Raw genomic sequence first — 14,095 nt, forward strand, 5'->3', positions numbered from 1 at the left:
GCTATTGTAAAGCAGGAATCGCTTTTTTTTACTACGAACAGTTGAATTGTATAGATGAAAAAGCAAAAGTCCGCCTTCAAAATTTATTGAAGACGGACTTTGAAATTTATTTCTTGCGGAAGTATAACGCAAGACTTCCGGCTAATAAAAGCAACATCACAATATAACTACCAAGAGATAATTTGACACCTGCATAATATGCTTCGGGTGCAAAAATGAAAGTGATGGTATGGTCACCTGCCGGAACAGACATGCCTCTTAAAGCGTAATTTACCCTGGTATAAGGCGCTTCTTTTCCATCGATGTATGCCTTCCATCCCTGACGGTAATAAACCTCGGAGAACACGGCAAATTGTGGTGTGGTTGCTTTGGATGTATACGCAATGGTATCCTGGTGGTTGAACTGCAATGCGATCCGGGCACTGGAATCAAACTGAAAATCAGGCTTTACCAGTGACTTGTATTGCTCATCAATCACCACGGTATCCTTTGGATGAAAGTTGGTAAGCGCATTCATTTCAGCATCTGCATTCGGTACCCACCGAATGGCTTTTACAAACCAGGCATTACCCAGTGCATCCGGGTTTTGATGTACAACAGGCCCCTGCACGTCATTGGTGATAATATACTTTGTATTCAGCATATTCAGCACCTGCATGTTGTTCTGACTGATTTGTCTTTCAATCAGGTCCTGGTACAGTTGCAGTTTGGCTGCGTGATAACCGCCTATGCTCTTATGAAAATAAGAAGTCATAGCATCCTGAAATGGATTACGGGTCAGGTTAAATACGCGGTAATACGGATCCTTGTCCTGCAGTATCTGCTGATCGGCAGGAGTAGCCTGGAATGGCATACTATACGACCCGGCGTCCATAAAACTATCTTCATTCAGATAGCGCCTGTCTACCTGCAGCAAATCGATCATGATTAACAGGGTGATACCTATAGTCATATACCGTGCCTGTAGTTTCCCTTTAATAAAGAACCACAACAGTGCAAACGCCAGCGCTGCAAAGAGGATAGAGCGGAATACATCACTTCTGTACAGGTCTGCCCTGTCTGTTCTGGTAGCAGCCATCAACCTGTCTGCAATGTCAGTGTGGCCCCCAGCCATTTGCACCAACTGTGCATGGAACTGATCATCGCTGTGTGGGTTGGTATTGTCACCAGTGGCATTGGTATAGCGCATACTGGTAGAGGCCAACAGTAATAATACCAGTAAGCCACCTAAGATATAACCAGACCATTTCAGTTTTTTCAGTAATTCTTCTTTTTTGATTTCACCGCTAATCAGTTCCTGCAATGCCATCACCGCCAGTATAGCAAATGACAACTGCGGAATGATCAATGCCTGCGAAGGTGCGCGAAACTTATCGTACAGCGGGAAGTGATCGAACATGAAATAGTTGAAGGCAGCAAAGTTGCTACCCCATGCCAGCAGGATGCCCAATATGGAAATACCGATGAGCCACCACTTATGCCAGGAGCGGATAATGAACAATCCAAGGAGTGCCAGCAGGCAAACGATCACGCCCAGGTATACAGGTCCTGACGTGCCTAATAAAGACTGATCGCCCCAGTAGAGGTTCCAGTTACTGACCATTTGTTCTGCCTGATTAGCAGACACACCAATACTAGTCAGGGTTTTATAAGTATTTGAATTCGTGCTTAGTTTACCATTGGAGCTGCCGCCATAAATATCAGGTGCAATCAGCGTGAGTGTTTCAAATTTACCATAGCTCCATTGAAAGGCATATTCCTTTCCATCATGCTGCTCGGCCGTTTCACCCGGTAGGGGACTCAGTGGAGACTTACCACCCCTGGTACTTTCTTTCGAATATTGATACGTTGTCCACAGGCTCACGGCATTGGAGGCCAGTGCCAGTCCCACTGCCAAGACAACGAGCAAACTACCTGTAATAAGGTGCCTGAATGCTTTCTCCCTGATAGCATGCACGGCATAGGCAATACCTACAAAGGCCAGTATCAGGAAGAAATAATACGTCATCTGCAGGTGATTGGCGGCAATCAGGTAGGAGAGGGCGAGTGCCATGATACCCGTACCCGCCAGGTAACTACGCCTGGTAATAAGCACAAGACCGGCAATGACAGCAGGCAGATATGCCAGCGCCATCATCTTGGTATCATGCCCCGTGACGATGATAATAGGCGAATAACTGGCATAGGTATACGCTACTGCCCCGGCAAAGCCGATCCAGGGGCGTGCACCTAAAACTACACAAAGCAGGTAAAAACAAAGTGCGGAAAGAAACAATACATTGATAGGCTTAGGCAACCCCAGCGTAAGGATAACCGGAATAGCACTATCAATGTGATAAGGAGATTCCATGGCCAGCTGGAAAGTGGGCATACCGCCAAACATACTGGTGGTCCATAATGGTGGAATGCCATGTTCCTTTTTATAATCCATCGCTTCCTTTGCCATCGCCTGCCATTGCACATTATCACTCTGGCTGATGACCTTATCTTCCAGTACGGGCTTGCAATACAATACCGCAAGAATCAGCAACCCCAGAATGGCTGCCAGGTGCGGTAACAGGGACTTGAACCAGCTGGTTTTCATAACAGTATATTAGTTGTGTATTATTCTTCGTCCTCTTTAGGATCGTTTTCAATGTTGCTGATATGCACCTTGGCAATGCGGTGCTGGTCCATTTTCACCACTTCCATTTTCAGGTTCTTCCATTGCAGACTATCGCCACTCTGAGGTATTTTACCCAGTTTGTCCAGGATGAAACCGCCGAGGGTCACAAAGTTGGTCACGTTCACCCTTTGCTGGTCAGCATCCACACCAATCAGTTCCAGGAATTCCACGAAAGGTAGCTGTCCGTCTACCAGCATACTGCCGTCTTCATTGCGGGTTACTTCGTATTCAAATTCGTTTGTTTCGGATATATCGCCTACCAGTGCGTCTACAATATCATTGATGGTCACAAGACCTTTGATAGAACCAAATTCGTCAACGACCATGGCCTGGTAAATACGCTCTCTCTTAAAGAGTTCCAGCAGCTGGTAAGTACGGTTATGTACGGTCACCACCAGCAGTTTGCGGCTCAGGGATGACAGGTTATTGATAGCGGCGTTGAAGTTGTCACTCAGCAGGTCTTTGCTGTAAATAAAGCCGGTGGTATGATCCAGGTCGCCGTTTGCCAGCGGGTACATGGTATGCTTATGCTTCAGGATCTTGGCTTTGTTTACTTCAGGGCTATCCTGGATATCCAGCCAGATCACCTCATTTCGTGGGGTCATGAGGGTAGATACATGGCGGTCGCCCAGGTTGAATACGTTTTGAATCAGGGCTTTCTCTGTTTCTTCAATCACACCGCCCTGATGACTTTCAGCAATGATCACGCGAAGTTCTTCTTCCGTGTGTATGTCTTCATTTTCATGCACAGGTGTGATACCGATGATACGGAGAATCACATTTGCCAACCCATTCAGGATCCAGATGAAAGGACGGAAGATGATATAAAATAATTTCAGCGGCAGTGCCACGGTAAAGGTAGTGGGCACTGGTTTGCGGATAGCGAGAGACTTGGGGGCCAGCTCGCCAAATACGATATGCATAATAGTAATAGCCAGGAATGCACAGCCAATGGCTACCTGCTGGGCGACACCCACATCAGGTTTGAACCCCAAAGAAGTAAATAGATTAACGATTATTTCTGTCATCACCTTTTCACCTACCCAACCAAGGCCCAGTGAAGCGAGGGTGATACCTAACTGTGTGGCTGCCAGATAGCCGTCAAGATTGTTCAGGATGCTTTTGGCTACCGTAGATACTGTTTTATTACGGCCTGAGTTGACTTCTATCTGCGAGGATCGGACCTTTACGATTGCAAATTCTGCTGCAACGAAAAAACCGTTTAGCAGCACCAGGAAGATGGTAAAAAATATTTCTATGCTCATTATTGCGTGTCTTAATGTTTATAAAGGCAAATTAGTCTTTTGTTTTTTTAGGTCTATGCATATCCCCCCACTGAGATATAATCTCTAACATGGGTTGAAGTGATGCCCCGTCTTTAGTGAGTTCATATTCTACCCTGGGTGGCACTTCTGCATAAACAAGCCGGTTGATCAGTCCGTCTTTTTCCAGTTCTCTCAGCTGCAGAACCAGGATTCTTTCAGATACATCAGGAATGGATTTTTTCAGTTCACTGTACCGCAGCTTGCCATTAAGCAGGCTCCAGAGGATAGTCGGTTTCCATCGGCCGCCGATGACGTCCAGCGTATACGCCATACCGCAGTTGTTGCTGATTTTATTCCTGTTCAATGTATTAGTAGAGCTTTCTTTTCTCATTACTTACATTTTTGTCAGTACTCTATAAAATTATCAGTACCCCCAAAGTTAATGTTTAACAGTTAAAGGAAAAAACTATTATGAAAAGGACTGTGATTCTATCGTTTTGTACAAGTCACAAAATAGCCTACTTAGTTTGTAGGAAAATCGTATTTTGGATATTATAACCCTTGTATATGCCCAGAATCGACCCGCTTCCGCTATCTGAAACACCAGAAAATGTTCAAAATGCCTACACGGCGCACACCAGCCAGTACAATGCCCGGATTACCAATATGAAAGCTACACTTGGCCGGTCGTTGGTTGCTTTTGAGGTCTATATGGACTGGTATAAGCTCTATGAGCAGATAAAAACTTTTATTGGCAATCGGCCGGCTTACCTGTTCGCATATACGGTATCGGTTGGCAGTAATTGCCCGCTTTGCACCACTTTTTTTCGCAAAATAATTATTGATAATGGGGAAGTTCCGGAAGACCTGAAATTCTCCGAAAATGAGCAGCTATTGATGGATTTTGGAAGTGCAATTGCCACGAATCAAGGTAGGATTCCTGATGAATTGTTCTCAAAAATCGCCCGGTTATATAACCCGCAACAGGTGGTAGAACTGGTGGCCTTCGCAGGCCAGATGATCGCCACTAATATTTTTAACAACGTACTGGAAACAGACATAGACGAATACCTCTCTTCCTATGGCAAATAAAGTCGCTTTCATTACAGGCGCCGCCCACGGTCAGGGCCGCGCTGTCGCATTGGCCCTGGCGGCCGAAGGTGTGCATATAGCCGCTGTAGACGTAGCAAAACCCTTAGCTTACCCGGGCTATGCCCTGGGTACCCCCGACGAACTGGATACCCTGGCCCAAAGCGTAAAGTCACTGGGGGTAGACTGCCTTACTTTTACTGCCGATGTACGGGATAATAGTGCTATAAAAGCTGCCGTTGAAACGGTGCACAAGCATTTTGGGCAGATTGACATTCTCTTCAACAATGCTGGAATCTGTGCATACGGGTTTACGCACGAACTGCCGGAAGAGGAATGGGATGCCATGATTGACATCAACCTGAAAGGAGCCTGGATCGTGGGCAGACATATAATTCCCATCATGATCGCGCGAAAATCAGGCGTCATTATCAATAACTCTTCCATTGCCGGCTTGCGGGGCATGAACCGATTGAGCCACTATGCCGCCTCCAAATGGGGACTGACCGGCCTTACCAAATCGTGGGCCATTGAACTGGCGCCTTACAATATCAGGGCCGTATCTATTCATCCCACGGGTGTCAATACCCCTATGAACGACGGTCTGGCAGCGCTGGAAGGCGCTACTCCGCAGGAAATAGCTGAGCGCTCTGCAGGTAACCTGATTGATGTACCCTGGGTAGAGCCGTCAGATGTGGCCAATATGGTGGTCTTCCTCGCATCAGACAAAGCCAGGTATGTCACTGGCGCACAATTCGTATTGGATGCCGGATTATTAACCAGATAAATCCCTGTATGCTTAAAAATTATAGGTCTATCATCTGGCTGCTGGTGGGCATCATCGTTGGTAGTCTGGCAGGTATTTATTATCGTGACAAGGTGGCCGTCATCAAGCCCCTGGGAGATTTGTTTCTGAACCTGTTGTTTACAGCAGTGATTCCCATGGTATTCTTTGCGGTGGCAGATGCCGTGGCCCGGTTGGATACAGGTAAAATTATCACGCTGCTTTTAGGTGTATTTGCTGCCACAGTAAGTATTGCCGCCATCATTACCATTGTCATTATTTCTATATTTCCCGTTACCCACCAGATTCCACACCTCGCTGCGATTGCGCCGCCTGCATCTGAGCATGCGGGCGATCAGTTGGTACATCTGCTTACTGTAGAAGAGTTTTATGGATTGCTGTCCCGGAAAAATATGTTGGCACTACTTATATTTTCTATTTTGCTGGGTATTGCAGCCCGCAGGGCAGGAGAGAGTGGTGCCGCATTCAGGGCCTTCCTGCATTCCGCCAATGAAGTGATGAAGCAGTTATTGTCTTTTATTATGAAACTGGCACCTATAGGTCTGGGGGCTTATTTTGCCTACCAGACGGGGATTGCAGGGCCCCAGTTATTTGGCAGTTATGCGCAGGCATTGGTAACCGGGTATATTGTGTCCATTGGATATTACCTTATTTTCTTCTCTTTATATGCATTTATTGCCGGTGGCTGGAAGGCCGTGGGCCGTTACTGGAAAAATAACCTCTTACCATCAGCCATGGCATTGGGTACCTGTAGTAGCGTGGCTACCATTCCGGCCAATAGAGCGGCTGCCGAAAAAATGGATATTTCCCCCGTGGTAGCCGATATGACGATTCCATTAGGTGCTGCTCTCCACAAAGAAGGCTCTGCTATCGCTGCCGTCATCAAAGTAGCAGTGGCTTTTGCATTGGTGGGCAGACCGGTAGCTGGTATAGATACCTGGGTACTGGCATTTGCCATTGCACTGCTGGTCAGTATCATTGAGGGCGGTATTCCCAATGGTGGCTATGTCGGCCAGCTGCTGATTGTAGGCACATTTCACTTACCCATGGAAGTCCTGCCGGTAATTATGATCATCGGCACCCTGCTGGATCCCATCGCTACCTTGCTCAATGCCACAGGCGATACCGCTGCCGGCCTGCTCATAGACAAATGGTTTAGTAAAATTTGAAAAAAAGTAATAGCTTAACCAGCTAATTAACCATTTTACGTTATGATTAAACAGGTCGCTATTGCCTTTATTCTTTTTTGCTGTCTACCCGTCACGCGTTTGCTGGCGCAGGAACGATTCTCTACCAGCACCGATCACTTGCAACTGGATTTTGAAGTAGATGGGAAAGGACGATTGTTGCAGAAATATTTCGGTCCCAGACTCTCGGATGGCGGCGATCAGCTTCGTCCCGTAGATCGCTGGGAAGCATATACCCCCGCCGGCATGAACAACCTGTTTGAACCCGCCATACAGGTCACGCATGCAGATGGCAACCCTTCGCTGGAGTTATTATACATCAGCCGTAATACTGTGAAAACTGAGGATAATGTAACCGCTACAACCATTACCCTGCGTGATCCAAAATACCCATTCACCGTATTGCTGCATGTCAATACCTATGCAAAGGAAGATATCTTCAAAGTATGGACAGAAATCAGTCATAAAGAAAAAGGACCAGTCGTCCTGGCTAATTTCGCGTCTTCCATCCTGCATTTCAATGCGCATAAATACTACCTCACCAACTTCCATGGCGATTGGGCAGAGGAAATGAAAATGGATGAAAACGAGCTGACCAGCGGGATTAAAATCCTTGATTCCAAATTGGGTACCCGTGCGGATATGTACCAGATGCCTTTCTACTTTGTTTCGTTAGATGAACCTTCCACTGAAACGCATGGTGCTGTGATGGCAGGTACACTGGCATGGACCGGCAATTTCCGGTTTGCTTTTGAGGTCGACGAACTGAATATGCTGCGTGTCATTTCAGGCATGAACACCTATGCATCGCAATACAGGTTGCAACCTGACCAGCATTTCGAAACACCTGCGTTTATCTTCTCCTACAGCGATAATGGCCGTGGTACCCTTAGCCGCAACTTCCATCGCTGGGGTGCAAAGTATGGAGTGATAGATGGTGAGAAACCCCGTACAGTATTGCTCAATAACTGGGAAGCTACCGGTTTTGATTTTAATGAAGAAAAGCTCTCCGCCCTGTTTGATGACGCTCATAAATTAGGTGCTGATCTTTTCTTACTGGATGATGGCTGGTTTGGTAATAAATATCCCCGCAATGCGGACAATGCCGGCCTGGGCGACTGGCAGGAAATGAAAGCTAAACTGCCTCATGGACTGGGTTACCTCGTAAAAACTGCCGAAGAGAAAAAGGTGAAATTCGGGATCTGGCTGGAACCAGAAATGGTGAATCCTGCCAGCGACCTGTATCACCAGCATCCGGACTGGATTCTTAAACTGCCTAACAGGAGTGAAGATTACTTCCGTAACCAGTTGGTACTGGATCTCGTCAATCCCAAAGTGCAGGATTTTGTCTATGGCATTGTAGATGACATGATGACTGCAAATCCGGGTATAGCCTACATCAAGTGGGACTGTAACCGTATGATCACAAATGCATATTCACCTTACCTGAAAGACAACCAGGGAGCCCTGTATATTGAATACACCCGCAGTTTGTACCAGGTGCTGAAACGTATTCGTAGCAAGTATCCGCACCTCGCTATCATGTTGTGCTCTGGCGGCGGTGGCAGGGTAGATTATGGCGCATTGCCCTATTTTACAGAGTTCTGGGCGAGTGATAATACCGATCCGTACGAAAGGGTATTTATTCAATGGGGCTATTCCTATTTCTTCCCTTCATTTACTGTAGCAGATCACATAACGTCCTGGGGTAGGCAATCCCTTAAGTTCCGTACAGATGTAGCTATGATGGGCAGACTGGGTTATGATATCAACCTGGATAAATTCACGCCTGATGAATGGACATTCAGTCAGCAGGCAGTGGCAAATTATAAACGTTTGCAGCCGGTCCTGGCGCATGGCGATCTGTATCGGCTCGTTTCTCCTTATCATGAAAACAGGGCGGTGCTGATGTATGTAGATACTACTAAATCAAAATCAGTTTTATTTGCCTATAACCTGCATACCCGTTTTGGTGAAAACTTTACACCGGTAAAATTACAGGGACTGGATCCACACAGACAATACAGGGTGACGGAAATCAACCTGAAGCCCGGCGAAGAATCTCATTTATATGAACACAATAAAATATTTTCGGGTGACTATCTCATGAAAGCGGGTATCAATGTATCCGGGCATGAGCCATTGTCCAGCAAAGTATTGGAAATTGTGGCTGAATGAAAATATGCTTACTGATCATATTATTCTGTTACTGTACAAAGGGGCTGATGGCACAGAATTTAGTGCCAAATGCCAGTTTTGAGGAAGTAAATATCTGCACGGAATACATAGCGCCCTGCGCTCCCTGCGGGTGGATGGCTGTTGCACCGGAGATGATCAAAATGAAATATCTCTGCAATGGCGCCGCGCTGCAGGGGCAGCACTATGTATCCCTGTTGCAGGAAGGACCGGTAGAGAATCCGGATGCCAGGGTGTATATACAAACCCGGCTGCTCTGTGCTTTGCAAAAGGGCCAGGCATATAAGATCCGGGTGTATATGAATACGGAGAATTATCCTTTGCGCATCGGACTCCGGTTTGATACGGCGTTTATTTTTAGTGAGAATACAGGATGCCTGTCACAATCGGTCAGTGTAGAACTGAATGAAGCAGATCAACAAAAGAAACTATGGCATACCAGGATGCCGTGGTATTTATTAGAGAAGACCTATATTGCCACCAGCAATGCAACACACCTGATATTGGGCAATTTCAAAGCGCCTGTACGTAAAAACGGGTTTTCCGGTTATAACAATGCACAGTTATTAATAGATAGTATCAGTATCACCCCTGTCAATGAACAATTACAGCTATGTACAGATACGGCGGCCACCCGCGCCGCTTTGTACGCAGAGCATCACCGGCATTCTATTCCCGAAGCGCTCACACCCGGCAGGCCAGTCCTGCACCGGTTGAATGGAGATCATGAAGGATGTGATACATTGATTTTAAAGGATGATTTATTTAACCAGGATCGCACGACTATCAGCGAAAGGTATCGTCAGCCAATAAACGAGGCGCTGAAGAATTACAAGGGAGATACCACGATGCGGATTCAGTTGGTAGGGCATGCATGGCAGGCGGCTTCGGAGGAGTACAATAAAATTATTTCTTATGATAAGGCGAAGGCTGTGGCTACTTATCTTGTATATAATGAAGGGTTTAGTTTTGATGATTTTCAGATAAGAGGGGAGGGGAAGAGTAATCCAAGGTACGATACATCAGGCGGAGATAATAACAGGGTAGAAATGATATTGTGCCATGTGACACCCGCTGTCCCCCCTGCGAAGAAGGTAGTGCCGCCGCCAGATACATTGATCATACCGGATATATTATTCAAATTTAACAGCAGTGAATTGAACCCGGCATTGCATGCTGCACTTGATAGCTTGATGAAAAAAATACCCCGCGATGGCAGCGTACAATTGCAGGTGACAGGTCATACAGATAATGCGGGGAATGATGATTATAATTATACTTTATCACTGCGTAGGGCAAATGCCGTAGCGGCTTATATGCAGCAGTATGGCGTAGGCAATGATATTCGCCAGATCAGTGGTGCCGGAGAGTCACAGCCTGTTGCAGATAATAAAACCCCAGAAGGAAGAAGGAAAAACAGGCGGGTGGAAATAATTATTTTTCATACTACTGACTAAGAAACTCATGCCTTTTGTTTAAATTTAAAAAGAGAAACCAGAATCAATCGCCTAAGGGAAGATTTGTCTAACTCAAATAATCTGTACAGTCACATTGTTCACCTAAAACTCAGCTTATGAATTTATCGTCAGGGCTGGTGCTTGCATTATTGCTAAGCATCACCTCGATTGCTGTTGCGCAGCAAGGAAAAACCGTACGCGGCACTGTCACCGCCGGGGATAATAAACAGCCATTGGAAAGAGTCGTCGTCATTGAAAAGAGCACTCAAAATCACGCCTACACTGATGCGGCCGGAACCTACTCCATCACCCTGAAAAACAACAACGCCACACTCATCTTTTCTTACGTTGGTTACACCACACAGGAACTGCCTGTCGGCACTCAGTCTGCCGTAGATGCTGTTATGCAACCTGCTCAGAAAGACCTGAACGAAGTGGTAGTTACCGCCTTCGGGGTTAAAAAAGAAAAGCGTGCACTCGGCTACACGATCCAGCAGGTGGACAATGCCGATCTGAACATAAATCGCCAGCCCAATGTGGTCAACGCCCTCCAGGGCAAAGTAGCCGGTGTACAAATTACCAGTACCGGCGGCGGCCCCGGTCAGGGTTCCCGTATCATCATCCGGGGTATCAACTCACTCGCCGGCGATCGAAATAACCAACCCCTCTTTATCATAGACGGAGTGGAAATAGACAACAGCACCTACACCACCGGCGATGCAGAAACCCGCGGTATGAGCAATCGTGCTGCTGACATCAACCCCGATGATATTGATAATATTTCCGTGCTGCGGGGTGGTGCCGCCACTGCCCTCTATGGTATCCGCGCAGCAAACGGTGCCATCATCATCACCACCAAATCTGCTAAAGCCGGCAAGATCAGGGTATCCTACAATGGCATGTATGGCTTTGACCAGGTGAATAAAACGCCTGAGATACAATCTACCTACACCCAGGGTTACCTGGGCGTATACGATCCCACCAGCTTCTGGCCTACCTGGGGGCCTACCGTTGCCGAAGCCAGGCAGGAAGACCCCACCCACCCCGCCACACTCTTTAACAACTATAAACAAGCCTTTCGTACCGGTATGCAAACCCGCCACACCATAAGTGCAGGTGGCGGTACGGAAGCTGCGCAGGTGATGGGATCTGTCTCTTATTTCAACCAGGATGGTGTGATCCCCTTCAGTGATTATACCAGTTACAATGCCCGCCTGAATGCCACTTTCAAAATCAGTGATAAAGTTAGCGCCGGCGCTTCTCTCAATTATATCAACTCAGGTGGCAACAGGGTCAACTCCGACCGCTATGGCGAACAGATCATCTACTGGGCTCCCCGGTGGAATATGAAAGATTATAAAAAGGAAGATGGCACCCAGCAAACGTATACCAGCGGTACCAACAATCCCATTTATACCCTCGCTACCAATCAATTCAAAGACAATGTAAACAGGACCATCGCCAGTGCTTATATCACTTACAAGCCGGTAGAATGGTTGAATTTCTCTTACCGCTTTGGCAATGACTTCTACACGGATGGCCGTACCCACACCGCACCTGGTCCGCTTGGGGTGGTAGGCGAAGCGCCCAACCTCAATGACAACAAATACGGTTTTATTGATGAATATAACCTGCGTAGCCGTAACCTGACTTCTACCATTATGGCGAATTTTACAAAGACATTCAATGAGCAATTCTCTGTTGACTTCAAGCTCGGCCATGACCTTCGCGACCAGCGGGTACGCAGAAGCAGCGTGGAAGGCGATACGCTCGTGGTACCCGATCTCTTCCTGTTAGGCAATGCAAAACGTGTGAAAGGAGATTCCTACATCCTCGATTACCGCAACTACGGCTATTTTGGTGACCTGACCCTGGGCTGGAAGAACCTGCTTTTCCTGGAGCTAACCGGCAGAAACGACCTGACATCTACCTTGTCCCGCGAGAACCGTAGTTACTTTTATCCAAGTGCGAGCCTCAGTTATATCTTCTCTGATATGTTCAAGTTACCTGGCTGGTGGAGCTATGGTAAACTGAAACTGTCCTATGCACAAATAGGAAAAGATGGCGATGCATATGCTATAACCAATGGTTTTGAAACAGGCGATCCTATTGGTACGACGGTACCTTTTTATCAAAGCAGAACATTGGGGAATGCAAATCTTCGCCCGGAATTTACAAACACCAGTGAGATTGGTACAGAACTGCGTTTCCTCGATAATCGTTTAGGATTGGAAGTAAATGCCTATCAGCAAAAGAGTAAAGACCTGCTGGTGCCTGTGTATGTATCGAACGCTACCGGTTATGACCAGGCGTATGTAAATGCGGGCGAAATAAATAACAAGGGGTTAGAAGTTACAGTAACGGTTATGCCGGTACGTACAAAAGACTTTAGCTGGGATTTTAAAATCAATTTCTCTACGAACAGAAACAGGGTGATCAAACTAAATGAACAGCAGGGTGCTGAACTGAAAGAGATCGTGATTTCCAGCCAGTATGGATACCTTAGTTCAACCGTTACCAGCAAGCTCGTACCCGGTATGGCCTATGGTTCCTTATATGGCCGTACTTTTAAACGCTACTATTCCAAAGATGATGATGATGGTGTGACCCTGCGTAAGGACCTGCCATTGCTCATTGGAGCAAATGGGTTCCCTGTGCTGGATGATGTGACTAATCAGCGATACCTGGGTAGTACATTGCCTAAGTGGATTGGAAGCACGTTACAAACTTTCCGGTACAGGCATTTTACGCTTTCATTGTTGCTGGATGTTCGTCAGGGACAATATAAGTACAACCAGCTTTCTAACTTCCTTGCTGCATTTGGTGAGTCAAAGATGACGGAAAACAGGAACCAGACGATTGTATTTGATGGTGTATTGGCGAATGGAACACAGAATTCAAAGGCCGTTTATCTGGGACAGAGTACCGGGCCTGATGGTGTAGACTATGGAGCTGGGTATTATCGCAATTACTATCGTGGCGCCAGCGAAAAGTTTATTGAAAACGCTTCCTGGGTAAGGTTACGGTCAGTCGGCTTAGCTTATACATTGCCATCTGGTTGGCTGAAACCTATTGCCGGTGCGACCGTATCTTTTACAGGAAATAATCTTTGGTTGCATACAAAGTATACGGGCTTCGATCCGGAAACCAGTTCTGCTGCTGCCAGTAGCAATGGTGCAGATAGTTTCGCAGGGTTTACTTACCCTGCTACCCGTAGTTTCCTGTTCAGTGTAAACCTTCAATTCTAAAGTTATGAAACGCATATATATACTTTTGCTGGCCGCCATCACAGGTTGTTCGAAAGGCTACCTGGATGTGAACCAGACGAATCCGAATCAAACGACCAATCCGCCTATTAATGGATTGTTATCAGCAGTCACATACCAGACGGGGGTGAATGTGTTTAATGTAAGCAATATCACCTCTTATTA

Annotated in this window: 9 protein-coding genes; 6 read left to right on the top strand and 3 right to left on the bottom strand. The window is 46.6% G+C overall.

From position 1 onward, the window contains the following. Nucleotides 1-106 precede the first annotated feature (106 nt). The 3 genes from ABDW16_RS24940 to ABDW16_RS24950 are packed head-to-tail and all read right to left on the bottom strand — an operon-like array spanning nucleotide 107 to nucleotide 4,321. Complete coding sequence (locus ABDW16_RS24940) at nucleotides 107-2,584, bottom strand: YfhO family protein (protein ID WP_343673546.1); 2,478 nt, start codon at nucleotides 2,582-2,584, stop codon at nucleotides 107-109. Nucleotides 2,585-2,604: 20 nt separating this feature from the next. Next, the gene (locus tag ABDW16_RS24945; RefSeq protein ID WP_343673548.1) at nucleotides 2,605-3,930 is read right to left on the bottom strand and encodes a hemolysin family protein; all 1,326 of its coding nucleotides are present in this window, start codon (nucleotides 3,928-3,930) and stop codon (nucleotides 2,605-2,607) included. A gap of 31 nt (nucleotides 3,931-3,961) precedes the next feature. Further along, nucleotides 3,962-4,321 (bottom strand): helix-turn-helix domain-containing protein, encoded by a 360-nt coding sequence (locus tag ABDW16_RS24950; RefSeq protein ID WP_343673549.1) that lies wholly within the window; start codon nucleotides 4,319-4,321, stop codon nucleotides 3,962-3,964. Between the two features lie 176 nt (nucleotides 4,322-4,497). On the opposite strand from ABDW16_RS24950, the gene ABDW16_RS24955 reads away from it, so the two are divergent. The 6 genes from ABDW16_RS24955 to ABDW16_RS24980 all read left to right on the top strand — a co-directional run bounded on the left by ABDW16_RS24955 (nucleotide 4,498) and on the right by ABDW16_RS24980 (nucleotide 13,912). Beyond that, nucleotides 4,498-5,022 (top strand): hypothetical protein, encoded by a 525-nt coding sequence (locus ABDW16_RS24955; protein WP_343673550.1) that lies wholly within the window; start codon nucleotides 4,498-4,500, stop codon nucleotides 5,020-5,022. Continuing rightward, nucleotides 5,012-5,806, top strand: coding sequence for a mycofactocin-coupled SDR family oxidoreductase (locus tag ABDW16_RS24960; protein WP_343673552.1), 795 nt, complete (start codon nucleotides 5,012-5,014; stop codon nucleotides 5,804-5,806). Before ABDW16_RS24955 ends, ABDW16_RS24960 begins: the two co-directional genes overlap by 11 nt. An 8-nt stretch (nucleotides 5,807-5,814) precedes the next feature. After that, nucleotides 5,815-6,993: a dicarboxylate/amino acid:cation symporter gene (locus ABDW16_RS24965; RefSeq protein ID WP_343673553.1), complete on the top strand. Its 1,179-nt coding sequence runs from the start codon at nucleotides 5,815-5,817 to the stop codon at nucleotides 6,991-6,993. Nucleotides 6,994-7,035: 42 nt separating this feature from the next. Beyond that, nucleotides 7,036-9,189 carry an alpha-galactosidase gene (locus tag ABDW16_RS24970; RefSeq protein ID WP_343673555.1) on the top strand — a complete coding sequence of 718 codons (2,154 nt, stop codon included), beginning with the start codon at nucleotides 7,036-7,038 and terminating at the stop codon, nucleotides 9,187-9,189. Between the two features lie 47 nt (nucleotides 9,190-9,236). Further along, nucleotides 9,237-10,664, top strand: a complete 1,428-nt coding sequence (locus ABDW16_RS24975) for an OmpA family protein (protein WP_343673556.1) — start codon at nucleotides 9,237-9,239, stop codon at nucleotides 10,662-10,664. Nucleotides 10,665-10,780: 116 nt separating this feature from the next. Continuing rightward, nucleotides 10,781-13,912 carry a SusC/RagA family TonB-linked outer membrane protein gene (locus tag ABDW16_RS24980; protein WP_343673558.1) on the top strand — a complete coding sequence of 1,044 codons (3,132 nt, stop codon included), beginning with the start codon at nucleotides 10,781-10,783 and terminating at the stop codon, nucleotides 13,910-13,912. Nucleotides 13,913-14,095: the final 183 nt, after the last annotated feature.

The sequence above is a fragment of the Chitinophaga sp. genome (assembly GCF_039596135.1).
Classification (GTDB): Bacteria; Bacteroidota; Bacteroidia; order Chitinophagales; family Chitinophagaceae; genus Chitinophaga.